Raw genomic sequence first — 24213 nt, forward strand, 5'->3', positions numbered from 1 at the left:
GCAGTGCCTTCGTTACGCTGTACGTGAAACCCAGAAGGATAATGGCAGGGGCGGCTGGATTCGAACCAACGCATGGCAGGATCAAAACCTGCTGCCTTACCGCTTGGCGACGCCCCTGTATCGTAAAACCGAATGCAATGCATTCTTCTCAGGCCAGGCTCCGAAGCTTGCGATGCAACATCGAGATGTTGCGACCCTGGGCGACGAAACTCGGCAGAGTGGCCGGAAGTTGGCGGCGAACTTTATCAGCATCGCCTCGGTTTGGGAAGCTCCCAAACACACAAGCTCCGGTGCCGGTCAATTTAGCTGATGTGAAATTATTCAACAAGATCAGCGCGTTACGTACATCTGGGTAACGCTTCTCGACGACCGGCTGGCAGTCGTTATGACCGTCCACCCCGAGAAGGCTGCGAACTTTAATGGGCGGAGTATCCCGTGTCAACTCGGGATCGGAGAAAACTTCTGCTGTGCTGACAAAGACTTGCGGCACAACGACGAGGAACCAGGGCTCCTCCAGCTCGACCGGAGTGAGCTTCTCGCCGACCCCTTCAGCGAAGGCCGCGCGTCCGCGCACGAACACCGGTACGTCGGCGCCCAGCGTCAGGCCGAGTTCGGCCAGGCGGTCCTCGCTCCAGTCGAGTTTCCACAGGTGATTCAGGCCGAGCAGGGTGGTGGCCGCGTCGGAGCTGCCGCCGCCGATGCCACCGCCCATGGGCAGGCGCTTGTCCAGCCAGATGTCGGCGCCCAGGGCGCAGCCGGATTGCTCCTGCAGCCGGCGCGCGGCGCGGACGATCAGGTTGCTGTCGTGGGGGACGCCGGGAATGTCGCTGTGCAGGCGGATTTCGCCGTCCTCGCGCAGGGCGAAGTGCAGTTCGTCGCCGTGGTCGAGGAACTGGAACAGCGTCTGCAACTCGTGGTAGCCGTCGGGACGGCGGCCGAGGATGTGCAGGAACAGGTTGAGCTTGGCCGGGGCCGGCAGGGTCAGGCGGGGCTGCATGTCATTGCTTCGCTTGCTGGCCGAGCTGACGCGGCTGCCAGGCCTTGATCACCAGGGTCACGTCGAGGTCCTGGCCGTGCAGCTTCATGCGCTCCGGCAGCCAGTAGCCGGCCTGCTGGCTGTAGCTGCCGTATTCGACCTGCCAGCCGTCCTGTTCCAGGTGGGCGAGGCGGCTGTCGCTGTCGAGGGTCACGCGGCTCCTGCTGTCCGGCGCGGGCAGGCCGCGAATCCACCAGAGCAGGTGGGACACCGGCAGGCGCCAGCCGAGCTGTTCTTCCAGCAGCGCTTCCGGCGAGACCGCCTGGAAGCGTCCCTGGCCGGCGACTTCCAGGGTCACCGCGCCTTCGCGGCCGGTAAGGCGCGCCGCGCCGCGGCCCAGCGGGCCGGACAGGCGGATGTCGTAGTAGCCCTGGCGCTGCAGCCAGAACAGCGTGCCGCTGCCGGAATCCTTCGGTGCGCGGATGCCGACCTTGCCGTCGATCTGCCAGCCGTCGAGGGCGGCGATCTGCATCTTGTGGGCCTTCCAGGTGGCGGCATCGCCCTGGCCCTGCAGGGCTTCCTGGGTGCCGATGCCGGCGCAGCCGGCCAGGGTGAGGAGGGCGGCGGCGGCGAGGAGATTCTTCAAGCGCATGGTCTTACAGGGTTCCGGAGCCGGTCAGGCGGATCAGTGTGTCGCGCAGTACGGTGCTGTCGGGCTGGTTCTGCAGCGCGCTCGCCCAGACCTTGCGGGCTTCGCCCTGCTTGCCCTGGGCCCAGAGCACTTCGCCCAGGTGGGCGGCGACTTCGTGGTCGGGGAAGCGTTCCAGGGCCTGGCGCAGATAGCTTTCCGCCTCGCTGAGATTGCCCAGGCGATAGTTGACCCAGCCCAGGCTGTCGAGGATCGCCGGGTCTTCCGGGTTCAGCTGGTGGGCCTTCTGGATTAGGTCGCGGGCTTCGGCGTAGCGGGTGGTGCGGTCGGCCAGGGTGTAGCCGAGGGCATTCAGCGCCATGGAGTTGTCCGGCTCGCGATCGATGATGAAGCGCAGGTCCTTCTCCATCTGCGCCAGGTCGTTGCGCTTCTCGGCGAGCATGGAGCGGGTGTAGAGCAGGTTGAGATCGTCCGGGAACTGCCGGGTGGCCTTTTCTATGGTCTGCCAGGCGCGCTCGACTTCGCCGCGGTTGGACAGGCCTTCCGCCTCGATCAGGTAGAGCTGGATGGCGTAGTCGGGCTGGCGGTCGCGGGCTTCGGCGAGGCGCCGGGAGGCTTCGTCGACGCGCTTGGCGGCGAGGAGGATTTCCGTCTGCCGCAGCTGCGCCGGAAGGAAGTCGTTGCCCGGACCGACCTGAGCGTATTCGCGCAGCGCGCGTTCCGGGTCCTTCTGTTCCTCGGCCAGGCGGCCCAGGTTGAAGTGCGCGGAGTCGACGTGGCTGTCGCGTTCCACCAGTTCGTCCAGGTAGACCTTCGCCTCGTCCCAGGCCCGGGCTTCCAGGCACACCAGCGCCAGGGAGAAGCGCAGGTCGTCGTCATCGGGGAATTGCTCGACCAGCGCGGAAAATTCCGCCTTGGCGTCGTCCAGGCGATTCTGTTCCACCAGCAGGCGCGCATAGGCCAGGCGCACGCGCTTGTCGTCCGGGTGCTCCTTGATGCCGTTCTTCAGCAGCGGCAGGGCGTCTTCGCTGCGCTTCATGCTCTGCAGCAGGCGCGCGCGCAGCAGCAGCGGGGCGACTTCGTGGCGGCTGGCGGCGTTGTCCTCGAGCAGCTGCAGCGCTTCCTGCGGGCGGTTGTCCTGCTGCAGCAGCAGCGCCTTGCCGAACAGCAGCTGGCCGTTGTCCGGGTATTTCTTCAGCAGCCGGTCGAAGCTCTGCAGCAGGCCGGCGCGGGTATCCGGATCGGTTTCCGCGGCGGACAGCGCGAGGAAGTCGAAGTGGGTGTCGCCCTGGCCGTTGAGGACCTTCTCCATGTACACCATGGATTCGTCGTACTGCCCGGTGCGCGCCAGCTGGATGGCGGCGGCGCGCTGGGCGTCGAGGTTGTCCGGCGCGCTGCGCGCCCAGATCAGCGAGGTGTCCAGGGCTTCCTGGTCGGCGCCGAGGTATTCGGCGATGCGGAAGGCGCGTTCGGCGACGCCGGGGTCCTGGGTCGCGCGGGCCTGTTCGACGTAGTTGGCGAGGGCGATGTCGAAGCGGTTGCGCTGGCCGGCGAGCTCGGCCACCAGCAGGGAATAGAGGGTCTCTTCGCTGAACGAGCCGTACTTCTCGGGCTTCTCGGCGACTGCGGCGTTTTCCTTCGCCGTGGAGGGACCGTCCTGGGTCTTGTGCAACATCGACTGGCAGCCGCCGAGCAGCAGCAGAGCGGTCAGCAGCGCTAGAGACTTGTTCATAAAGGAAAGAAGATGGCCTTGCCTGCGAGGGTGTTGATCATCATGACATAAGGAAAGTTGCAAGCCCATGGGGAAACCCGGCCCGGCTCGGGCGCGCGATGCATCGCTGGTAGTTGTCCTCGCCCGGTCGACGTAGGACAATTGCCCGCTTCCCGATCAGTTCAGCGATTCTGCATGGCCTTCATTGCTCTCGGCATCAACCACAAGACCGCCTCCGTGGCCGTCCGCGAGCGCGTGGCTTTCACCCCCGAACAGATGGTCGAGGCGCTGCAGATGCTCTGCCGCCTCACGCCCAGCCGCGAGGCGGCGATCCTCTCCACCTGCAACCGCAGCGAACTCTACCTGGAGCAGGAACATCCCGACGCGGAAGAAATCCTCGCCTGGCTCGCCGATTACCAGCGCGTGACCGTCGACGAGCTGCGCTCCTGCGCCTACGTGCACGAGGACGCGGACGCCGTGCGGCACATGATGCGCGTGGCCGCCGGCCTCGACTCCATGGTCCTCGGCGAGCCGCAGATCCTCGGCCAGATGAAGTCCGCCTACGCCGTGGCGCGCGAGGCCGGGACCGTCGGCCCGATGCTCGGCCGGCTGTTCCAGGCCACCTTCAGCACCGCCAAGACCATCCGCACCGACACCGCCATCGGCGAGAACCCGGTGTCCGTGGCCTTCGCCGCGGTGAGCCTGGCGCGGCAGATCTTCGCCGACCTGACCCGCAGCCAGGCGCTGCTGATCGGCGCCGGCGAGACCATCACCCTGGTCGCCCGCCACCTGCACGAGCAGGGCGTGAAGCGCATCGTGGTCGCCAACCGCACCCTCGAGCGCGCCAGCCAGTTGGCCGAGCAGTTCGGCGCGCATGCGGTGCTGCTGGCGGACATCCCCGACGAGCTGGTGCACAGCGACATCGTCATCAGCTCCACCGCCAGCCAGTTGCCGATCCTCGGCAAGGGTGCGGTGGAACGCGCGCTCAAGCTGCGCCGGCACAAGCCGATGTTCATGGTCGATATCGCCGTGCCGCGCGACATCGAGCCGGAAGTCGGCGAACTGGACGACGTCTACCTGTACAGCGTCGACGACCTCCACGAAGTCGTGGCGGAGAACATGAAGAGCCGCCAGGGCGCGGCGCAGGCGGCCGAGGAACTGGTCGGCAGCGGCGTCGACGATTTCATGCAGCGCCTGCGCGAACTGGCCGCGGTGGACGTGCTGCGCGCCTACCGCCAGCAGGCCGAGCGCCTGCGCGACGAGGAATTGCAGAAGGCCCAGCGCCTGCTGGCCAACGGCAGCGACCCGCAGGAAATCCTCGCCCAGCTCGCCCGCGGCCTGACCAACAAGCTGCTGCATGCGCCCAGCGTGCAGCTGAAGAAACTGTCCGCCGAGGGCCGCATCGATGCGCTGACCCTGGCCCAGGAACTGTTCGCCCTCGAGGAGGGCACCGACAAGCGATGAAAGCCTCCCTGCTGAAAAAGCTGGACATCCTGAGCGATCGCTACGAGGAGCTCACCGCTCTGCTCGGCGACGCCGAAGTGATCAGCGACCAGACCAAGTTCCGCGCCTACTCCCGCGAATACGCCGAAGTCGAGCCGGTGATCCTCGCCTTCCGCGAGTTCCGCAAGGTGCAGGACGACCTCGAAGGCGCCCAGGCGCTGCTCAAGGACAGCGACCCGGACCTGCGCGAGATGGCCGAGGAAGAGGTCGCCAGCGCCAGGGCGCGCATCGCCGGACTGGAAGACAGCCTGCAGCGCATGCTGCTGCCGAAGGACCCCAACGACCAGCGCAACGTGTTCCTCGAAATCCGCGCCGGCACCGGCGGCGACGAGGCGGCGATCTTCTCCGGCGACCTGTTCCGCATGTATTCGCGCTACGCCGAGCGCCAGGGCTGGCGGGTGGAAATCCTCTCGGAGAACGAGGGCGAGTACGGCGGCTTCAAGGAAGTCATCGCCCGCGTCGAGGGCGACAACGTCTACGCCAAGCTGAAGTTCGAATCCGGCGCGCACCGCGTGCAGCGGGTGCCGGAAACCGAATCCCAGGGCCGCATCCACACCTCCGCCTGCACCGTGGCGGTGCTGCCGGAGCCGGACGAGCAGGCGGCCATCGAGATCAACCCGGCCGACCTGCGCGTCGACACCTACCGTTCCTCCGGCGCCGGTGGCCAGCACGTCAACAAGACCGACTCGGCGGTGCGCATCACCCATATTCCGTCCGGCATCGTGGTCGAATGCCAGGAAGAGCGCTCGCAGCACAAGAACCGCGCCAAGGCCATGTCCTGGCTGGCGGCCAAGCTCAACGACCAGCAGCAGGCCGCCGCGCAGCAGGCGATCGCCAGCACGCGCAAGCTGCTGGTGGGCTCGGGCGACCGCTCCGAGCGCATCCGCACCTACAACTTCCCGCAGGGCCGGGTGACCGACCACCGCATCAACCTCACGCTCTATTCCCTGGGCGAAGTGATGGAAGGCTCGGTGGAACAGGTCATCGAGCCGCTGCTCCAGGAGTACCAGGCCGACCAGCTGGCCGCCCTGGGCGATTGACGGATTCACGACAGCCATGGCGACCATCATCACCCTGCTCAACGACGCGCGGCTGCCCGACTCGCCGAGCCCGCGCCTGGACGCCGAACTGCTGCTGGCGGCGGCGCTGGGCAAGCCGCGCAGCTTCCTGCGCACCTGGCCGGAGCGGCTGGTCGACCGCGAGGCGCGCGAGCGCTTCGAAGGCTGGCTGGAACGCCGCCGCGCCGGCGAGCCGGTGGCCTACATCCTCGGCCGCCAGGGCTTCTGGAGCCTCGACCTGGAAGTCGGCAAGGACACCCTGATCCCGCGTCCGGATACCGAACTGCTGGTGGAAACCGCGCTGCAGCTGCTGCCGGCCAGTCCCGCCAGCGTGCTCGACCTCGGCACCGGCACCGGCGCCATCGCCCTGGCGCTGGCCTGCGAGCGGCTGAGCTGGCGCATCACCGGCGTCGACCGCATCGCCGAGGCGGTGGCCCTGGCCGAACGCAACCGCGCGCGCCTGCGCCTGAACAACGTCGCCTTCCGCCAGAGCCACTGGTTCTCCGTCCTGGCCGGCGAGCGCTTCGCGCTGATCGTCAGCAACCCGCCGTACATCCCCAGCGAGGACCCGCATCTGCGCGAGGGCGATGTACGCTTCGAACCGTCGAGCGCGCTGGTTTCCGGGCGCGATGGGCTCGACGACATCCGCCTGATCGTCGACCAGGCGCCGAATCATCTGGAGCCGGAGGGCTGGCTGATGCTCGAACACGGATACGACCAGGCTGCCGCGGTGCGCGACCTGCTGCTCGGCCGCGGATTCACCGCGGTGGAAAGCCGCCGCGACCTCGGCGGCCACGAACGCATCAGCCTGGGGCGCTGGTCATGCTGAGCGATGCCGAACTGCTGCGCTACAGCCGGCAGATCCTGCTGCCGCAGATCGACGTCGACGGCCAGCTGCGCCTGAAACAGGGCCGCGCGCTGATCGTCGGCCTGGGCGGACTCGGCTCGCCGGTGGCGCTGTACCTGGCCGCGGCCGGCGTCGGCGAACTGCACCTGGCGGACTTCGACAGCGTCGACCTGACCAACCTGCAGCGGCAGATCGTCCACGACAGCCAGAGCGTGGGGCAGACCAAGGTCGACTCGGCCATCGCCCGCCTCGGCGCGCTGAATCCGGAAGTCCGCCTGGTCGCCCATCCGCGCGCGCTGGACGAGGACTCCCTGGCCGACGTGGTGGCGGCGGTCGACGTGGTGCTCGACTGCTGCGACAACTTCTCCACCCGCGAGGCGGTCAACGCCGCCTGCGTGGCCGCCGGCAAGCCGCTGGTGAGCGGTGCGGCGATCCGCCTGGAAGGCCAGCTCTCGGTGTTCGATCCGCGTCGCGCCGAAAGCCCCTGCTACCACTGCCTCTACGGCCACGGCAGCGAAGCCGAGCTGACCTGCAGCGAGGCCGGCGTGGTCGGCCCGCTGGTGGGGCTGGTCGGTAGCCTGCAGGCGCTGGAGGCGCTGAAGCTGCTGGCCGGTTTCGGCGAGCCGCTGGTGGGTCGCCTGCTGCTGGTGGACGCCCTCGGCACGCGCTTCCGCGAGTTGCGGGTCAAGCGCGATCCGCAATGCCCGGTATGCGGGGGCGCGCATGCCTGACCCGGCGCCGATCGGAGTGTTCGATTCCGGCGTCGGCGGCCTGAGCGTCCTCCATGAGATCCATGCACGCCTGCCGCAGGAATCGCTGATCTATCTCGCCGACTGCGGCCACGTGCCCTATGGCGAGAAGACTCCGGAATTCATCCGCGCGCGCTGCCACGCCATCGCCGACTTCCTTCTCGGACGCGGCGCCAAGGCGCTGGTGATCGCCTGCAACACCGCCACCGCGGCGGCCGCCGCCGATCTGCGCGAGGTTTATCCGCACGTGCCCATCGTGGCGATGGAGCCGGCGGTGAAACCCGCCGCCGAGGCCACCCGCAGCGGCGTGGTCGGCGTGCTGGCCACTACCGGGACGCTGAAAAGCGCGCGCTTCGCCGCCTTGCTCGACCGCTTCGCCAGCGACGTGCGGGTGATCACCCGGCCGTGTCCGGGGCTGGTGGAGCGCATCGAGGCCGGCGATCTTTCCGGCCCGCAGACCCGCGAACTGCTCCAGGGCTTCGTCGAGCCGCTGCTGGCCGAGGGCTGCGACACGCTGATCCTCGGCTGCACCCACTATCCGTTCCTCAAGCCGCTGCTGCGCGAACTGGTGCCTGCCGGGATTTCCCTGGTCGATACCGGCGCCGCAGTGGCGCGCCAGCTCGAACGCGTATTGCTGGCGCGGCGGCTCGCTGCCGACGGCCCGGCGAAAAAAAGTGAGTTCTGGACGACCGGCCCGGTCGAAACCATGGAGCGCGTCATTCCGGTGCTGTGGGGATCTGACGAAAGAGTCAGTTTCTTTGCGGGATGATTCGGATAGTTCTCATGGAAATGGTCGTTTATCTGCTTTAATCGATAGCTAAACGCCACGTTTTTTAGTTCGGCTTTCTATAAGGATGTTGCGATGAAGAAAGTACTCGCGTGCACTGCATTGACGGCGCTTTTCCTCGGTCAGTCTTTCAGCGTACAGGCAGCCGATCTGTCGACCTCAGTCGGAGCGACCGGTGAAGGTACCTACAACTTCAGGCTCGGACTTGGCTACGACTGGGACAGGAGCTGGTGGGAGAGCAGTACCGGGCGCCTGACCGGCTACTGGGATGCCGGCTACACCTTCTGGGAAGCCGGCGATGGCAGCGGCGCCCGCCACTCCGTGTCGCTCACTCCGGTATTCGTCTACGAGTTCTCCGGCGACTCGGTGAAGCCCTTCATCGAGGCGGGCATCGGTCTGGCGGCGTTCAACCATGCGGACGTGGCTGGGCAGAATCTCGGCGTCGCCTTCAACTTCGAGGATCGCCTCGGCTTCGGCATGAAGTTCGGCAATGGCCAGTCCGTGGGCATACGGGCCATGCATTACTCCAATGCCGGCCTGAAGCAGCCCAACGACGGCATCGAGTCGTACAGCCTGTTCTACAGCATGCCGCTGTAAGCGGGGTGGCTTGCGGAGCCGGGCTGCATGCCCGGCTTCTTTCCGGCGGGGCTGCTCGATCCCTTGCAGCAGTTGCTGGTGTAGGGCGAATGAAGCGGAACGCTTCATCCGCCGATGGGGCCGTGCCGCTGGGATGGCGGATAACGCTGGCGCGTTATGCGCCCTACCCACAACGGCCTCCGCCGAACCTGTAGGAGCGGGCCATGCCCGCGACGAGCCGTAGGATCGGCAAAATAGCCCCCCTCAACCGTCCATGTTCTGCAGCAGCCGCAGCTCCCGCAGTGCCTGCAATGCGCTGAGCGGGTCGCGCGCCAGGTGCAGGCCGGGGCTGTTGCCGGCCAGTTCGGCCAGTTCCCGTTCGTGGATGCACACAGCCGCGCCGCCGATCACCCGCGGGCAGTCGATGCCGGTCAGCAGGCGCTGCAATTGCGCGAGATTCAGCGTGCGGCTGGAGTACAGCAGCACCGCGCGCGCCTGCAGGCGTTCCACGGCGAGCGCCAGTTCCCCGGGTGGCAGCGGCCAGTCGAAGACCACGATGGGACAGCCGGAACTGCTCGCCAGCCAGGCGCTGAGCCACAGGCCCGGTTCCAGCGCCAGGTCCGACTGGTTCACCAGCAGCAGCGGCGCGCCGGGCTGCTGGCGGTTGTGGTGATAGAGACGGGTGCCGAACTTGCTGCGCAGCCAGGAAAGGAAGAACACCCGCTCCATCTGCTTGCCGAACTGTCCCTGCCAGCGGCGTTCGAGTTCTTCCAGCAGCGGCTGCATGAAGTGTTCGCACAGGGTGCTCGCCGGGTAGATGGCCTGGGCTGCATTGAACAGCTCGTCCAGCCGCTGCTCGTCGATCCGGCCGATGGCGTCGAGGCTCTGCTGGAGCAGGGCGGCCCAGGGCGAGGCGCTGTCCGGGGCCTGTGGCGCGTCGTTCTGCAGCAGGTCGCGGATCTTGCTGACCGCCACGCCGCGGCTGAGCCAGGTGAGGATGTCGCGGATCTGCGCCACGTGATCGCGCGAGTAGAGGCGGTGCCCCTTGGCCGTGCGCTGCGGGATCACCAGGCCGTAGCGGCGTTCCCAGGCGCGCAGGGTCACCGGATTGACCCCGGTGCGCCGCGCCACTTCGCGGATCGGCAGCCAGCCGCCGTCGCGGTGATTGTCGGCGGGAACGGCGTCACGCTTGCTCATGGGGAGATTCCGCCGGGCTGGCAGGGGCTGATGGCGAATCCGGGCCTGAACTCCATGGACGCCTCTCTCCTCCCATCAGGGGGAGCAAGTGCAAGGGCAGCTTCCTGTACAGATGAAGCCGCATGTACAGGAAAGTGCCGCTGAAATGCCATCGCCGGCCCTTTGGACCGGCGATGGCGGCAGATCAGAGATGTTCGAGCAGGCGGCGGGCGGCTTCCAGGCCGCTCAGCCAGGCGCCTTCCACCCGTCCGCTCAGGCACCAGTCGCCGCAGGCATAGATGCCCAGCCCGGCGTCGGCGAGGGCGCCCAACTGGTGCGCCTCGGCCGGGCGCGCGTAGAGCCAGCGATGGGCGAGGCTGAAGTCGGGGGCGGGCACCGAGCAGCCGATCATTTCGGCGAAGGCGCCGAGCAGGGTCTCGATCACCTGTTCCTTCGGCATGTCGATGTGCTGCCGGCTCCAGGCGCTGCTGGCGTGCAGCACCCAGGTGTCCAGCTGGTTGTCGCGGCCCGGCTTGCAGCGGTTGCTGGCCAGCCAGGACAACGGGCCTTCCTGGACGAAGCAGCCCTGTACCGGCGTCTGCAGCGCTTCGGCGAAGCCGAGGGCGACGGCCCAGCACGGCTCCATGGCGATGCTCGCCGCGGCGGCCGCCAGCTTCGGCGCACCGGCCAGCAGCGCCGCGGCCTGCGGAGCCGGGGTGGCGATCAGCACGCGGCTGAACGGCCCGTGGGTCTGGCCTTCGGCGTCCTGCAGGTGCCAGTGCTCTTCACCGCGGTAGGCCTCGGTGATGCGGCAGCAGAAGGTGGCGGTCAGGTCGTTGAGCAGGGCGCGGGTGATCGCGCTCATGCGCGGCGTGCCGACCCAGCGCGGCTGCTCGTCCGGGGACGGACTGAGGTGGCCGTCGCGGTATTCGTAGAGCGACGGGGTCCACTCCGCCACCCAGCCCTGCTCGCGCCATTTCTGCACGGCTTCGAGGAAACGGCGGTCGCGGGCGGTGAAATACTGCGCGCCGAGGTCGAGGACTCCCGCCTCGCTGCGCTTGCTGGCCATGCGCCCGCCGGTGCCGTGACCCTTGTCGAACAGCTGGACATCCTGTCCGGCGTTGCGCAGGGCATGGGCGGCGGAAAGGCCGGCGATACCGGTGCCAATGATGGCGATGGGGGCGCTCATGACGTGCCTCTTCATGTCTCTCTTTTTCAGGTTAGCGAGTTGCTGGGAGTTGTACAGCGATTTCGATCTGTACAGGTCTCGCCAACCGGGGTTCACGCTCCGCCTTCGGCGAAGGCCGGGATTGCGCGCGGCGAACGAGGCGGCGCTTCCGGCCTTCTACAGCGTAGACGCGGCAGTTGCTAATCAGGCATGTCGATGCAACCTTCGTTCGCTCGTCCAGACTGATGGTAAGTGCGCGCAGGCAAGGAGGAGTACTCATGCACATTCTGTTGACTGGTGGTACGGGCCTGATCGGCCGGCGGCTGTGCCGTCACTGGAGCGCGGCGGGCCATCGGCTGACGGTTCTCAGCCGGCGGCCGCAGCGTGTCGCGGAGCTGTGCGGCGCGGACGTGCGCGGCATCGCCAGCTTCGAGGAGTTCGGCGACGAGACGCTCGACGCGGTGGTCAACCTGGCCGGCGAACCGATCGCCGACCGGCCCTGGAGCGCCAAGCGCAAGGCGCTGCTGTGGGACAGCCGGGTGCGCCTCACCGAGCGCCTGGTGCACTGGCTGGAACAGCGCAGCCAGCGACCGGCGGTGCTGATCAACGGCTCGGCGGTCGGCTGGTACGGCGATGCCGGCGAGCGTCCGCTGACCGAGGGCAGCGCCGCTGCCGGCGAGGACTTCGCCAGCGAACTGTGCCTGGCCTGGGAACAGGTCGCGGTCGAGGCCAAGGCGCTGGGCATCCGCGTGGTGCGGGTGCGTACCGGGCTGGTGCTGGCGCCGGAGGGCGGTTTCCTCAAGAAGATGCTGCCGGCCTTCCGCATGGGCGCCGGCGGCCAGCTGGGCAATGGCCGGCAGTGGATGTCCTGGGTGCATATAGAGGACGAGGTGGCGCTGATCGACTTTCTTTTGCAGCGGGCGGACGCCGAGGGTCCTTATAATGCGTGCGCGCCGCAGCCGGTGCGCAACCGCGATTTCACCCGCGCGCTGGGCGAGGCCCTGCAGCGGCCGACCCTCCTCGGCGTACCCGGCTTCGCCCTGCGCATGCTGCTCGGCGAGATGTCGGTGCTGCTGCTCGGCGGCCAGCGGGTGGTGCCGCAGCGGCTGCTGGACGCGGGCTTCGAGTTCCGTTTCCACGATCTGCCGGCGGCTCTCGCCGATGTGCTGTCACATCGTTGAGAGGGCCGGCAAAACGCTCACTTAAGGATGATGCATGACCGATCATGCCCTCTTGCTGGTCAACCTGGGCTCGCCGGCTTCCACCCGGGTCGAGGACGTGCGCCGCTACCTCGACCAGTTCCTCATGGACCCCTACGTGGTCGACCTGCCGTGGCCGCTGCGCCGGCTGCTGGTGTCGCTGATCCTGCGCAAGCGGCCGGCGGAGTCGGCGCATGCCTATGCCTCGATCTGGTGGGAGGAGGGCTCGCCGCTGATCGTCCTCAGCCGCCGCCTGCAGGAAGCGATGCGCCCGCACTGGCCGCACGGGCCGGTGGAACTCGCCATGCGCTACGGCGAGCCGTCCATCGAATCGGTACTGCTGCGCCTGAGCGACGACGGCGTGCGCAAGGTGACCTTCGCGCCGCTCTACCCGCAGTTCGCCGAAAGCACCACCACCACGGCCATCGAGGAAGCGCGGCGGGTGATCCGCGAGCGCAGCATGCATCTGCAGATCGAGGTGTTGCCGCCTTTCTACGACCAGGCCGAGTACCGTGCCGCGCTGGTGGACAGCGTGCGGCCGTACCTGGCGCAGCCGCACGACCACCTGCTGCTGAGCTTCCACGGCCTGCCGGAGCGGCATATCAGCAAGCTGGTCAAGGACCCGCAGCACGACCTCGCCGCCATGAGCAGCCGCGACGTGCGCGACGACGTCCTGGCGCTGTGCTACCGCAGCCAGTGCCTGCGCACCGCCGAGCAGTTCGCCGCGGCCGCGGGGCTGGAGGACGGGCGCTGGTCGGTGTCGTTCCAGTCGCGCCTGGGCCGGGCGAAATGGATCGAACCCTACACCGAGGCGCAGCTGGACAAGCTGGCGAAGCAGGGCGTGAAGCGCCTGCTGGTGATGTGCCCGGCCTTCGTCGCCGACTGCATCGAGACCCTGGAGGAAATCGGCCAGCGCGGCGCCGAGCAGTTCCGCGCGGCGGGTGGCGAGGAACTGGTGCTGGTGCCGTGCCTGAACGACCAGGACGCCTGGGCGCAGGCGCTGGCGCGGATGTGCGAGCGGTTGCCGGAGCCGCTTTGATACGCAGGCGCCGGATCGGCGGGATGGTGGATTTCATGGTTCCCACGCTCCCGCGTGGGAAGCCATCCGGGGACGCTCCGCGTCCCCTCGACGCGGGAGCGTCGAGGGCTGCATTCCCACGGAGCGTGGGAACGATAAGCATCGCGGCCCTGGATTACCTGTAGGGGCCATGCCCGCGACCGGTCGCGCCCAGGTGCGCTCCTACGAATGCACCGCTACCGTCTCGCCGGCCGGCTTCATTTCCTTCTTCGCCAGCAGCGTGTACACGCACGGCAGCACGAACAGGGTGAACAGCGTGCCCACGCTCATGCCGGTGGCGATCACGATGCCGATGTCGAAGCGGCTCACCGCGCCGGCGCCGCTGGCCAGCAGCAGCGGGATCACGCCGAGGACCATCGCCGCGGTGGTCATCAGCACCGGGCGCAGGCGGATCGCCGCGGCTTCCTCGATGGCCTCGCGCACCGGCAGGCCGCGCTCGCGGCGCAGCTGGTTGGCGAACTCGACGATGAGGATGCCGTGCTTGCTGATCAGCCCGATCAGCGTCACCAGCCCGACCTGGGTATAGATGTTCAGGCTCGACAGGCCGAGGAACAGCGGCACCACCGCGCCGCAGATCGACAGCGGCACGGTGACCATGATCACCAGCGGATCGCGGAAGCTCTCGAACTGCGCCGCCAGCACCAGGAAGATCACCGCCAGCGCCAGGCCGAAGGTGAGCATCAGCGCGCTGCCTTCCTGCACGTACTGGCGGGAGGCGCCGGCGTAGTCGAAGGTGAAGCCGCGCGGCGCTTCCTCCTCGGCGATCTGCCGCACCGTGTCGATGGCCTCGCCCATGCTGACCATCGGCATGCCGGAAATGGTCGCCGCGTTGAGCTGCTGGAACTGGTTGAGCTGGCGCGGCCGCGCGTGTTCGCGGACCTGCACCAGGGTCGCCAGGGAAACCAGCTGGCCGCTCTCGCTCTTCACGTAGTAGCTGCCGAGCCAGCCGGGATTGTCGCGATACTGCCGCTCGACCTGGGCGATCACCTTGTAGCTGCGGCCGTCGATGGTGAAGCGGTTGATCTCGCCCTCGCCGAGCAGGCTGGCCAGGGCGATGCCGAGGTCCTGCATGGACACGCCCATCTGCGCCGCCTTGGCGCGGTCGATGTCGACCACCAGTTCCGGCTTGTCGAAGGCCAGGTCGAGGTCCATGAAGGCGAACTTGCCGGACTGCTCGGCGCGTTTCTTCACCCGCTCGGCCACCTGCAGCAGCGACTGGTAGTCGTTCGCCGTGTTGATCACGAACTGGAACGGCAGGCCTTCGCCGGTGCCGGGCAGCGAGGGCAGGTTGAAGCCGAAGATCTGCAGCCCCGGAATCTTGTCCAGCTCGGCCTGCACCGCGAAGAGCAGTTCCATCTGGCTGCGTTCGCGCTCGTCCCACGGCTTCAGCAGCATGCCGCCGATGCCGGACTGCACGCCGTTGTAGCCGTTGATCTGGAACGACGAGTAGTACTCCGGGAAGCGCTTGAAGACTTCCTCGAACTGCGCGGTGAAGCGGTTCAGGTAGTCGAGGTTGGCGGTCTGCGGCGAATTGGACATGAGGAAGACGATGCCCTGGTCCTCCTCGGGAGCGAGTTCGCGCTTGACGAACTGCGGCAGCAGCATGAGCGGAATCAGCACCATCACGATCAGCGCGAACAGCAGCACCACCGGCCGGCTGTCCAGCGTCGCATGCAGCAGGCGCTGGTAACGCCGCTTGAGGCCCTCGAAGATCAGGTCCAGGCGATGCGCCAGGCCGCTGGGGTTCTCGTCGTGGCGCAGCAGGCGCGAGCACATCATCGGCGACAGGGTCAGGGCGACGATGCCGGAGATGATCACCGCGCCGGCCAGGGTGAAGGCGAACTCCTTGAACAGCGCGCCGGTGAGACCGCTGAGGAAGCCGATCGGCGCATACACCGCGGCCAGGGTGATGGTCATGGTCACCACCGGCACGGCGATCTCCCGTGCGCCCTCGATGGCGGCGTCGAACGGCGTCTTGCCTTCCTCGATGTGGCGGTGGATGTTCTCCACCACGACGATGGCGTCGTCCACCACCAGGCCGATGGCGAGCACCATCGCCAGCAGCGTCAGCAGGTTGATCGAGTAGCCCATCGCCTGCATGAAGAACAGCACGCCGATCATCGACAGCGGGATGGTCACCACCGGGATCAGCACCGAGCGGAAGGCGCCAAGGAACAGGAAGACCACGACTATGACGATCAGCACCGCCTCGCCGAGGGTCTTCACCACCTCGTCGATGGAGGCCTGGATGAAGCGCGTGGCGTCGTAGGCGATGGAGACCTTGAGGTTCGGCGGCAGCTGTTCTTCCAGTTCGGGCATCTTCGCCCGCACTTCCCTGATCACGTCCAGCGGGTTGGAACTCGGCGTGCCCTTGATGGCGATGTACACCGAGGGGATGCCGTTGAACGAGCTGATCGAGTCGTAGCTGGCCGCGCCCAGTTCCACGCGCGCCACGTCGCCCATCAGCACGCGGCGGTCGCCGACGGTCTTCAGCGGGATGGCGGCGAAGGCCTCGGGGGATTTCAGGTCGGTGGCGGCGTTCACGCTGGTCACCACCATCTCGCCCTTCACCTCGCCGGCGGCGGAGAGGAAGTTGTACTGGCGCACCGCGTCGTTGATGTCGCCGGCGGTGATGCCGTAGGCGGCCATCTTCACCGGGTCGAGCCAGAGGCGCATGGCGAACTGCTGGTTGCCGAGGATTTCCGCCTCGGCGATGCCGGGCAGGGTGGCGAGCTTGGGCTGGATCACCCGCGACAGGTAGTCGGTGATCTGCGGGTTGTTCATCTGCTCGCTGTAGAAGCTGATGTACATCAGCGCCGAGGCGTCGGCGGATTCCTTGTCGAGGACCGGGTCCTCGGCGTCGGGCGGCAGCTGGGTCTTCACCTCGCCGATCTTCGACAGCAGCTCGGTCACCAGGCGGTCGGTGTTGGCGCCGATGTGCGCGTAGATGGTGATCACCGAGTAGTTCTGCCGGCTCACCGAGGTCATGTAGTCGATGCCTTCGGCGCTGGCCAGGCTCTGCTGCAGCGGCTGGGTGATGTAGCCCTGGATGGTCTCCGCGTTGGCACCGGCGTAGAAGGTGGTGACGGTGATCAGCGCGTTTTCCATCTGCGGATACTGGCGGATCACCAGTTTGCTGAACGCCTGCATGCCGAGCAGGACGATCAGCAGGCTGACCACCGTCGCCAGCACCGGGCGGCGGATGAAGGGATCGGTGAATCGCATGTCACTCGCTCCGCTGTGCCTGGGCCTGGCCCTGGTCGACCACGGTGACGTGGGTGCCGTTGTCCAGCTTGAGCTGGCCGGAAGTCACCACCTGCTCGCCGGCCTTGAGACCTTCGAGGATCACCGCCTGGCCTTCGCGGCGTTCGCCGACCTTGACGAAGCGGCGCTCGACGACCAGCTCCGGCTCGTCCTTGCCCTGTTTCTGCGTCACCACGTAGACCGAGTTGCCATAGAGGGTGAAGGCCACCGCGGTTTCCGGGACCACCACGCGCCGGGCGCTGTCCGGCAGCTGCACCTCCAGGTTGGCGAACATGCCCGGCAGCAGCTTGCCGTCGGGGTTGGGCATGCTGGCGCGCACCAGCAGGTTGCGCGTCTCGTTGTCCACCCGCGGGTTGAGCGCCTCGATGCGGGCGTGGAATTCCTGACCCGGATAGGCCGCCACGCGCACCGCGACCTGCTGGCCGGGCTTGAGCAGCGGGAAGTCCTGTTCCGGCAGGAAGAAGTCCACCAGCAGGGTGGAAAGATCCTGCAGGGTGGCGATGGCGTCGCCGGGCGAAAGGTAGTCGCCGACATCCACCTGGCGGATGCCGATGGTGCCGGAGAAGGGCGCGTGGATGCGCTTCTTCGCCAGCACGGCCTTGAGCTGGGCGACGGTGGCGGCGGAGCGCTGGTATTGGGAGGAAAGCCGGTCGTACTCGCTCTTGGAGATGGCGCCGCGGTTGACCAGGTTGCTGCCGCGCTCGAATTCCACCCTGGCCAGACCGAGGTCCGCCTCGGCGGTGCGCAGGGTGGCTTCCTCGACGGCGCTTTCCAGCTGCACGATGGGCTGGCCTTCCTTCACCTTGTCGCCGGAGACGAACTGCACCTCGCGCACGGTGCCGGAAACCTCGGCGGTGAGGGTCACGCCCTGGTTGGCGCGCAGCGTGCCGATGGCCGGCAGGCGGCTCTGCCACAGGCGTTCCTGCGCGGCCGCGGCGGTCACGCTGACCGGCGGCACCGGCGCGGAATACATGGCGATCTGCTCGCGGATGGAAAGGTATTTGAAGCCGGCGAGTACCGCTAGAACAACGGCAACCACGGCCAGCATGATCAGCATGCGGCGCAACATCTGTTCCTGTTCCCTGGTATGGGCCTGTCGACGACTCGCCGGGGTCCGGGGTGGCCGGATGATCCCGTGGGTCCCTGTCATTCGACTGGCCTCGAAGCCTGTAAGTGCCCCGTTGCGGGGCAGATGCGCACCTTAGTCCCAGTGCTGCGGTTCGTCAAAGTCCTGCGGGTTACAAGGCTTGTTTCTGGGGGGATTGGAATGGAATTTGGGGGGAACGATAGATGTAGGGCGGGTGAAACCCGCCTTCGTGTCGAGAATGGGCGGCGGGTGCACCCGCCCTACGTGGAACACAGGGACCAGAGAAACGTAGGGTGGATGAGGCTCTTTTCATCCACCATTGCGGGGCCGCATGCGCGGCCATGGTGGATCGGTGGAGCGTGATCCACCCTACGCACTGGCCTTGCCCCCACGGGTAGAGACACGGTACCTACGTGGAACCGGCGCTCAGGCCATGTGCAGATGGTTGTCCCAGAACGCCGCCGGCAGCTCCAGCGGCTGGGCGGCGATGCGTTCGCTGCGGCAGTCGTAGAGGCGGCAGCGTCCCTGCCCGGAGGTGACGACGAAGCCATCCTTCACCGCGCCGACGCCGGCGCAATCCGGCAGCGGCGCATCGAGGCGCACGGCGCCGCTGTCCAGGTCCCAGATGAAGAAGCGGTTGCCGCGCGGCGCGGTCAGGGCGACCAGGCGCAGGTCGCTGTGGATCGCCACGCTGGCGGTGTACTGGGCCATCGCCAGGCGCTGCTGTTCGCCGAGCGGGAAGGGCTGGAACGGTTGGCCGGGGCGCTTGATCGCCAGCAGGTCGGCGTGGTCGTGGGCGTCGCCCATGTACTGCTGGCCGGCGACTATGGTGCCGTCGGCGGCGATCGCCAGGTGACGCACGCTGTTCATCTGCTGCGGCAGGGTTTCCTTCGACATCAGGCTGCCGTCGCGGTGCATCAGCACCAGGCTCGGCTCCATGGCGTCGAGGTTCATCTCCACGCGGCTTTCCGCCTCGGTGCGGATGCCGCCGTTGGCCACCGCCAGGGTTTCTCCGTCGGGCATCCACGACACCTGGTGCGGACCGAGGCCGTGGGTGGAAACCTCGTCGCTGTGGACAAGCTGCTCGCCGTCGAAGCGATAGACGCCGAGCACGCCACGCCCCGGATCGGTGGTGTCGTTCTCGGTGGCGTACAGCCACTCGCCGTCCCTGTGCCAGACGCCGTGGCCGTAGAAGTGCCGGTCCGGCTGCGAGTCGATGGTCTGCAGCAGGCGGCCGTCGTCGAGATGGATCAGGTAGCTGTGCCGGCCCGGACGCCGCGCGACGAACAGCGCCAGCGGCAGTTGCGGATGCTGGACGACGTCGTGGCAGCGCACGCCGACCTCGGTGGCGAACACCCGCGTGCCATCGAGCCGGTAGCCGACCGCGTAGTGTCTGCCGTCCGCGTCGTCACGGGCGGACAGCAGCAGGGGCTCCCTGCCCTTGCGCGACAGCGTCCAGCCGCCGAGGGTGAGGGCGCCGAGCAGCAGGCTGCCCAGGCCCAGTACGTGACGTCGCAACATTGCCTTTCCTTCTCCTGTGAATGATCGAGCGAGCTAGAGCCAGGCGAGGCGGGGAGGCGCGGCGAATGCGGAGTTGGCTCCAGCCAATGAGCAATTCGACGTGGCTCCCCAACGACGCATGGCCGACGCGCAGCCGATCAGTCGCCGTCGTTGGCGTTGAAGCCGAGCTGCACGCCGAGAGCCTTGGCCAGATCGCCTTCGTGCAGTCGGTGCACCACGTTCAGGCTGTCGTACAGCTCGTTCAGCTTGCGCACGCCGTCCTCGTTCTTCAGCAGTTCGCCCAGCGGCTGCTGCAGCGCGGCGAGCTTGCCATGGGTGTCGGCGTAGGCGGCGTCGATCCTGCCGGCGATGTCCTGCTGTTCCTTCGGCAGCAGGGCGCGCAGGCCCTTGCCGTCGTTGCCGTTCCACAGCGCCTGGGCGCCGGAGAGGCTGGCGTCGAGGCTCGCCAGCGAGGTGTCGCTGCGCCAGCCCTCGGCCTGGAACGGCTGCGGAATGCCCTTGCTCTGCCGGCCGAGCGGGGTGCCGAGCTTCTTCTTGAGGAAGTCGAGGGCGTTGACCTGCACGCGCAGCAGTTCGGCGATCGCCTCGTGGGAATCGGCGTAGCGCTCGTTGGGGAACTTGCTGAGCTGGGCGAGCATGCCGCCGTCGTTCTTCCAGCGGCCGAGGATGTCTTCCGCCAGGGCCTGCTGGTGCGTGCCGATGGCTTCCAGCAGCGGGCAGTAGCGGGCGCGGGTCTCGGCGTCGGCGAGGTCGATCTTCGCGTCGTAGAGGATGTATTCGTAGGCGGTCAGGCCCTGCACCACCACGCTGGACCTGGACAGCAGCTCCGGGGTGACCTGCGGGTTGGCGTTGAGCAACTGCTCGACCTGGCGCGCCACCAGGTTCTTCTTGTCCGGCCAGAACTGGATCTGCCAGGAGCGGTTGCCTTCGGCCAGCGGGCCGACCAGCAGCGGCTGCAGCTCGGCCCAGGCCTTCTGCGCGGCGAGGAAGTCGGCGCGCGCCCTGGCCAGGTCTTCCTTGCCCTGGCAGTAGGCCAGGGCGCTGGCGGCCAGGCTGCGGTCGGCGTCGACCCAGCGGCCGTAGGCCGGCAGGATCACCTGCTGAGCCAGGGCGGCGCTGGTGGTCGCCTGCGGGTCCTGCGGCGAGCAGGCGCCAAGGGCGATGGCGAGGCTGGTGATCAGCAAGCGGGGACGGAACATCGTGGATCGGCTCCTTCAGAGGGAATTCAGGAATTGCAGCAGCGCGGAACGTTCGCCGGCATCGAAGGCGAGCACGCGCTGCCTGGCCGCTTCGGCTTCGCCGCCGTGCCAGAGGACGGCTTCCAGCAGGTTGCGCGCGCGGCCGTCGTGGAGGTACTGGGTGTGGCCGTTGACCACTTCGGTGAGGCCGATGCCCCACAGCGGCGGGGTGCGCCAGTCGCGGCCGCCGGCCTGGAATTCCGGGCGGTTGTCGGCGAGGCCGTCGCCCATGTCGTGCAGCAGCAGGTCGGTGTAGGGGCGGATGGTCTGGCCTGCCACTTCCTGGCCGGATACCTGGTCGCCGCTGCCGGTGACGAATTTCGCAACGTGGCAGCCGGCGCAGCCGGCCTCGTTGAACAGCTGCTTGCCGGCCAGCACACGGCCGTTGTCGACGTTGCGGCGGGCCGGCACGGCGAGGCTGCGAGTGTAGAAGGCGACCTGCTCGAAGATGCGCTGGCTGACCTCCGGCTTGCCGCCGCCCGGTGCCTGCAGGCAGGCCGGCTGGGACTCGGTGCAGTCCTCGTCGGGCAGCATGTCGCTGGTCAGGCCCATGTCGCCGAGGAAGGCGTGGGCGTTCTGCTGCGCCACCGTCGGCTGGCCGGCCTTCCAGCCGAAGCGGCCGAGCACGGTCTGCTGGCGGCTGTCGTCCCAGACCCTGTTGGGGCGGCCACGGATGCCGTCGCCATCGTGGTCGTCGGGGTCGGCATGGGCGAGGATCGCTTCTTCCGGAATGGCTTCCAGCAGGCCGAGGCCGATCATCGGCGGGGCGACGCGGGCGGAGTACAGGGTGTCCGGGTGCATCGGCCCGTAGCCGAGGCGGGTGATGCGCAGGATCGGCTTGCGCAGCTTGACCACTGTGCCGTCCTTGAAGGTCACCGGCACGCTCTGGTAGTCGATGCGCACCTTGCCTTCCGGCGCCACGCCGGGGATCGCCACGTCCTGCAACTGGCCGCCGTAGACCGGCTCCGGCACTACGCCCTGGCGTTCGAGGGTGAGTTCGTCGCCGGGCCTGGCGGGAATCGACAGGCGCACCAGCATCGACACGGCATTGCTGGCGTCCGGCTCCGGCGGATGGCCGCGGCCGTCCTTCACATGGCAGTTCTGGCAGGCGGCGGTGTTGTACAGCGGGCCCAGGCCGTCGCGCGCGGTGGTGGTGGCGGGGGCCATCACCCAGGGGCTGGTGAAGAAGCTGTCGCCGACGCTGAAGTCCAGGCGTTTCTGCGGCGAGAGGTTGTTCGCCGGCAGCGAGAAGGCCAGGCGGTCGCTGCGGAAGATGGTGGTTTCGCCGCCGGACAGCTCTTCGCCAGGCTCGGCGACCGGCGCGGGTTTGCAGGCGCCGAGCGCCAGGGCGGCAAGCAGGAGGGCAAGTCGCGAAGCGTACGGGCTGCAGGGCATCGGGGCATCCGGAAGGGCGAGAGGCAGGCGTGGCATTTTATCAGTTGGCCAGCATGGGCAAACGGGAAAACTGTATCGGTCGACCGTGAATGGCAAGGCCCCGCCGAAGCGGGGCCTTGCGCGCATTGCCGGGGCGATCAGAACTGGTGATCGGCGGTGTCCGGCTTGAGGTCCTGCACGCCGAGCGCAGTGGCGGCCTTCTCGATGGCGCCGGTCTGCGCGACCAGGGCGGCGATGGCGTCGCGGATCTTCTGCTGATCGTCCTTGTTGTCGGGGGCGATCATCTGGTCGAAGTGCACGTTGTCCTTCTCCGCGCGGTCGACGATGGCCTGCATCTTCGCCTCGGTGTTGCCCAGGTCGGTCTTCAGGGTCTCGTCGGCGGCGGCATCGGCCTTGGCGACCAGCTCGGACAGGCTCGGACCCTTCACCACGCTGCCGTCGACGCGCTTGTACTCGCCCAGGTAGATGTTGCGGATGCCCTTGGCGTCGAAGAACAGGGTGTGGTGGGTGTCGTCGCTGAAGCAGTCGTGCTCGTCCTCGGTGGAGTTGGCTTCCAGCGCCACCTTCATGCGCTCGCCGGCCAGTTCGCCGAGGGACAGGCTGCCCAGGCCGAAGAACATCTTGCGCAGGTTGTCGTCGGCGCTGCCGGCTTCCAGCTTGGCGCGGTAGTTGTCGGCGACGCCGGCCTTCCAGTTGCCGTGCATCTCTTCCAGCTGGGCCACCAGCAGGTCGGTGACCGCCTTCAGGTACTGCGCGCGGCGGTCGCAGTGACCGTTGCTGCAGCCGTCGCCCTGGACGAAGTCGGTGTACTTGCGGTCGCCGGCGCCCGGCTTGGTGCCGTTCAGGTCCTGGCCCCAGAGGAGGAACTCGATGGCGTGGTAGCCGGTGGCGACGTTGGCTTCGGAGCCGCCCAGCTCGTTCAGGCTGGCCAGCTTCTCGCCGGTGATTTCCTTCACGTCGATCTTGTCTTCGCCGACCTGGATCTCGGTGTTGGCGATGATGTTGACGGCGGCGCCGGGGTTACCCTCGGCGTGCTGGTAGTCCTTGGCGACGTAGTCGATCAGGCCCTCGTCCAGCGGCCAGGCGTTAACCGCACCTTCCCAGTCGTCGACGATGGCGTTGCCGAAGCGGAACGCCTCGCTCTGCGAGTAGGGCTTGCGGGCGACCAGCCAGGCGTCGCGGGCGGCCTTCAGGGTGTCTTCGCCGGGCTTGGCGATCAGCGCGTCGACCGCGGCCTGCAGCGCCTTGGCGGTGCTCAGGGCGTCGCCGTAGGCGGCTTCGGCGATGTCCGCGTAGTTCTTCACCACGGCCTTCACAGCGGCGTCGTCGACCTTCGCCGCGGCCGGTGCGCTCTGGGTGCTGGCGGCCGGAGCGGCTGCCTGGCTGGCGGGGACATCCTTCTTGTCGTCGCCGCAACCGGCGAGGGAAATTGCGATTGCCAGCAGGCTGGCGCTAGCCCAGGACGTACGAGTCATGAGGGGTTCCTTTGCGTGAGTGAGGGGCGCTGAAAGGGGACTGCGCGAAAAAACCGCCACATAATGCGAAAGATTTGCATTTTTGAAAAGGGTGGAAGATGCGGCCAGTCGCCATCTGGCATGATGCTGCCGCTAGAATTCCAGCGACCCATGCCGGGTTGGTTCAGGGAGAACATCGATGAGTCTTTTCGCGGTTGCGTTGTGTGTGCTGGGATTGCTGCTGGGCGGCTACCTGGTGGTGCTCTACAACGGCCTGGTACGCCTCAAGCACGGCGTCGGCAAGGCCTGGGCGAACATCGACGTGCTGCTCAAGCAGCGCCATGAGGAACTGCCCAAGCTGGTGGAGGCCTGCAAGCAGTACATGCAGCACGAGCGGCAGACCCTGGAGCAGGTGATCGTCGCGCGCAATGCCGTGGCCAGCGCCCGCGAGCGTGGCGACATCGGCGCCCTGGGCCGCGCCGAAGGCGGCTTGCGCGCCGGCCTCGGGCAACTCTTCGCCCTGGCCGAGAACTACCCGCAACTGAAGGCCAACGAGAGCTTCCAGTTCCTCTCCCAGCGCATCAGCGGGCTGGAGAACGGCATCGCCGACCGCCGCGAGCTGTACAACGAGGCGGTCAACCTGAACAACGTGCGCATCGAGCAGTTCCCCGACCTGCTGGTGGCCCGCCTGTTCGGCTTCAGGGCCGCGCAGCTGCTGCAGGTGAGCGCGGCGGAGAAGGCCGACGTCGATCTCAAGGCCCTGTTCGGCTGAGCGCG

Annotated in this window: 20 protein-coding genes and 1 tRNA gene; 9 read left to right on the forward strand and 12 right to left on the reverse strand. The window is 67.7% G+C overall.

All coding sequences use genetic code 11. The features are described 5' to 3' along the window. Window positions 1–42: 42 nt before the first annotated feature. The 4 genes from BLR75_RS24030 to BLR75_RS24045 form a co-directional block, all read right to left on the reverse strand. A tRNA-Gln gene (locus BLR75_RS24030) sits at window positions 43–117 on the reverse strand. Between the two features lie 31 nt (window positions 118–148). Then, window positions 149–997 carry a 4-(cytidine 5'-diphospho)-2-C-methyl-D-erythritol kinase gene (ispE, locus tag BLR75_RS24035; RefSeq protein WP_084314616.1) on the reverse strand — a complete coding sequence of 283 codons (849 nt, stop codon included), beginning with the start codon at window positions 995–997 and terminating at the stop codon, window positions 149–151. Window position 998: 1 nt separating this feature from the next. Continuing rightward, a complete protein-coding gene (gene lolB, locus BLR75_RS24040) occupies window positions 999–1628 on the reverse strand; it encodes a lipoprotein insertase outer membrane protein LolB (RefSeq protein ID WP_084314615.1) in 630 nt (209 codons plus the stop codon). 4 nt (window positions 1629–1632) lie between these two features. Next, entirely contained in the window at window positions 1633–3426 is a 1794-nt protein-coding gene (locus BLR75_RS24045; protein WP_174688585.1) for a tetratricopeptide repeat protein, read from the reverse strand. A 105-nt stretch (window positions 3427–3531) separates the two neighbouring features. Between BLR75_RS24045 and hemA the strand changes: the two genes are divergently transcribed. The 6 genes from hemA (at window position 3532) to BLR75_RS24075 (ending at window position 8877) form a co-directional block, all read left to right on the forward strand. Continuing rightward, window positions 3532–4800 carry a glutamyl-tRNA reductase gene (gene hemA, locus BLR75_RS24050; protein ID WP_084314613.1) on the forward strand — a complete coding sequence of 423 codons (1269 nt, stop codon included), beginning with the start codon at window positions 3532–3534 and terminating at the stop codon, window positions 4798–4800. Beyond that, on the forward strand, window positions 4797–5879 hold the full coding sequence (gene prfA / locus BLR75_RS24055) for a peptide chain release factor 1 (RefSeq protein ID WP_084314612.1): 1083 nt from the start codon (window positions 4797–4799) through the stop codon (window positions 5877–5879). The genes hemA and prfA overlap by 4 nt, the downstream gene beginning before the upstream one ends. Window positions 5880–5895: 16 nt before the next feature. Then, window positions 5896–6726: a peptide chain release factor N(5)-glutamine methyltransferase gene (gene prmC, locus BLR75_RS24060; protein ID WP_084314611.1), complete on the forward strand. Its 831-nt coding sequence runs from the start codon at window positions 5896–5898 to the stop codon at window positions 6724–6726. Beyond that, a complete protein-coding gene (locus BLR75_RS24065) occupies window positions 6720–7475 on the forward strand; it encodes a molybdopterin-synthase adenylyltransferase MoeB (protein ID WP_084314610.1) in 756 nt (251 codons plus the stop codon). Before prmC ends, BLR75_RS24065 begins: the two co-directional genes overlap by 7 nt. Then, entirely contained in the window at window positions 7468–8262 is a 795-nt protein-coding gene (gene murI, locus BLR75_RS24070) for a glutamate racemase (protein WP_084314609.1), read from the forward strand. Before BLR75_RS24065 ends, murI begins: the two co-directional genes overlap by 8 nt. 93 nt (window positions 8263–8355) lie before the next feature. Then, window positions 8356–8877: an acyloxyacyl hydrolase gene (locus tag BLR75_RS24075; protein WP_084314608.1), complete on the forward strand. Its 522-nt coding sequence runs from the start codon at window positions 8356–8358 to the stop codon at window positions 8875–8877. A gap of 243 nt (window positions 8878–9120) precedes the next feature. Here the strand turns inward: BLR75_RS24075 and BLR75_RS24080 are convergent, their stop codons facing one another. Further along, window positions 9121–10053 (reverse strand): MerR family transcriptional regulator, encoded by a 933-nt coding sequence (locus BLR75_RS24080; RefSeq protein ID WP_084314607.1) that lies wholly within the window; start codon window positions 10051–10053, stop codon window positions 9121–9123. 184 nt (window positions 10054–10237) lie between these two features. Next, window positions 10238–11221: an NAD(P)/FAD-dependent oxidoreductase gene (locus BLR75_RS24085; RefSeq protein WP_084314606.1), complete on the reverse strand. Its 984-nt coding sequence runs from the start codon at window positions 11219–11221 to the stop codon at window positions 10238–10240. Between the two features lie 257 nt (window positions 11222–11478). Here BLR75_RS24085 and BLR75_RS24090 point away from each other — a divergent pair, with 257 nt between their 5' ends. Together BLR75_RS24090 and hemH are read left to right on the forward strand one after the other, a co-directional pair. After that, entirely contained in the window at window positions 11479–12381 is a 903-nt protein-coding gene (locus BLR75_RS24090) for a TIGR01777 family oxidoreductase (RefSeq protein WP_084314605.1), read from the forward strand. 34 nt (window positions 12382–12415) lie between these two features. After that, entirely contained in the window at window positions 12416–13438 is a 1023-nt protein-coding gene (gene hemH, locus BLR75_RS24095) for a ferrochelatase (protein WP_084314604.1), read from the forward strand. A gap of 201 nt (window positions 13439–13639) precedes the next feature. Here the strand turns inward: hemH and BLR75_RS24100 are convergent, their stop codons facing one another. The 6 genes from BLR75_RS24100 to BLR75_RS24125 form a co-directional block, all read right to left on the reverse strand. Then, window positions 13640–16702, reverse strand: a complete 3063-nt coding sequence (locus BLR75_RS24100; RefSeq protein WP_084314603.1) for a multidrug efflux RND transporter permease subunit — start codon at window positions 16700–16702, stop codon at window positions 13640–13642. 1 nt (window position 16703) lies between these two features. Continuing rightward, window positions 16704–17810: an efflux RND transporter periplasmic adaptor subunit gene (locus BLR75_RS24105; RefSeq protein WP_084314602.1), complete on the reverse strand. Its 1107-nt coding sequence runs from the start codon at window positions 17808–17810 to the stop codon at window positions 16704–16706. A 444-nt stretch (window positions 17811–18254) separates the two neighbouring features. After that, complete coding sequence (locus BLR75_RS24110; protein WP_084314601.1) at window positions 18255–19349, reverse strand: DUF1513 domain-containing protein; 1095 nt, start codon at window positions 19347–19349, stop codon at window positions 18255–18257. Between the two features lie 137 nt (window positions 19350–19486). Then, complete coding sequence (locus BLR75_RS24115; protein WP_084314600.1) at window positions 19487–20548, reverse strand: imelysin family protein; 1062 nt, start codon at window positions 20546–20548, stop codon at window positions 19487–19489. Between the two features lie 15 nt (window positions 20549–20563). Beyond that, on the reverse strand, window positions 20564–21982 hold the full coding sequence (locus BLR75_RS24120; protein WP_084314599.1) for a di-heme oxidoreductase family protein: 1419 nt from the start codon (window positions 21980–21982) through the stop codon (window positions 20564–20566). 137 nt (window positions 21983–22119) lie between these two features. Next, entirely contained in the window at window positions 22120–23457 is a 1338-nt protein-coding gene (locus BLR75_RS24125; protein ID WP_084314598.1) for an imelysin family protein, read from the reverse strand. Between the two features lie 178 nt (window positions 23458–23635). Between BLR75_RS24125 and BLR75_RS24130 the strand changes: the two genes are divergently transcribed. Further along, window positions 23636–24208: a LemA family protein gene (locus BLR75_RS24130; protein ID WP_084314597.1), complete on the forward strand. Its 573-nt coding sequence runs from the start codon at window positions 23636–23638 to the stop codon at window positions 24206–24208. The last annotated feature ends 5 nt before the right edge of the window (window positions 24209–24213 follow it).

Source organism: Pseudomonas jinjuensis, assembly GCF_900103845.1.
Lineage (GTDB): Bacteria > Pseudomonadota > Gammaproteobacteria > Pseudomonadales > Pseudomonadaceae > Pseudomonas > Pseudomonas jinjuensis.